This window comes from Bradyrhizobium sp. P2_E8 (genome assembly GCF_056403875.1).
The window spans coordinates 1-931 of record NZ_JBFUES010001654.1 but is presented as its reverse complement, the minus strand read 5'-3'; the positions used below and the strand labels follow the sequence as shown (position 1 = coordinate 931).

The 931-nt window shown below is 63.2% G+C and carries 1 protein-coding gene and 1 pseudogene; both read right to left on the bottom strand.

Annotated features, from left to right (window positions below; all coding sequences use genetic code 11):
* Nucleotides 1-236, bottom strand: a pseudogene (locus AC1D00_RS43015) (CopG family transcriptional regulator); the annotation flags it as partial.
* Between the two features lie 8 nt (nt 237-244).
* Nucleotides 245-931: type IV secretory system conjugative DNA transfer family protein (locus AC1D00_RS43010; protein WP_477014908.1), on the bottom strand; the 687-nt coding region annotated here is incomplete at its 5' end.

The following is a 931-nucleotide window of genomic DNA, read 5'->3' as shown; positions in this document are numbered from 1 at the left end:
AGGGCCAGGGTCTCGGCCGTCAGACCGACGTCACGCTCAAGCCGCTGCATCTGACGCGACAGGCGGTCCAGGCGACGGGTAAACGCTGCCTCTTTTCTGTCAGGTCCATCTGGTGACAAAAAGGACGCAACTGCCGCTTCCACGATCGCAGAGCGGGAAAGCTTCTTGCGATCAGCCAAGTCCGAGATCTGCTTCAGAAGCTCCGGCGGGAAATACACGTTCATCCTGTCGCGCATGTTTGCCCTTACAGGTCCATATCGTCATTCGGGTCCATGACGACCTGACGAGCGATGCCGCGCATCTGCTGACGCATAAGTCGAGACTGTCGGACCGCGTCCTCGTCATCGTCGAGCACCACGGCAAATTCCTCTGCCGGCGTCGGCTCGGTCGTCTCCTTGGCAATCGCAACGTGATCGGGGAGTTCGGGCTCACGACGGAGTCCGCTGTTCGCCGTGTCTTCCTCGGCCTCCCCCTTTTTGTCTGTTGGACCTCCCGTCGGCTTGAGCGGTCCGAGCGCTGACCATCCGTCCGTTCGCGATGATCGGCCGGCGCTCGCCGGATCCGGCGGCGGCAAAACGCGCTCGGTGAACCGCCGATCCTCGTAGTAGCGCACCTTCTTCGCCCGGATCGGCGGCGTGCCCGCCACCATGACGATCTCGTCCAGCGGCGGAAGCTGCATGACTTCCCCCGGGGTCAACAGCGGCCTTGCCGTCTCCTGCCGTGAGACCATCAGGTGCCCCAGCCAGGGATTCAATCGGTGCCCGGCATAGTTCTTCATCGCGCGCATCTCGGTCGCCGTCCCCAGCGCGTCGGACACCCGCTTGGCGGTCCGCTCGTCGTTGGTCGCAAAGCTGACGCGGACGTGGCAGTTGTCGAGGATGGCGTTGTTTGGCCCGTAGGCCTTCTCGATCTGATTGAGTGATTGCGCGAT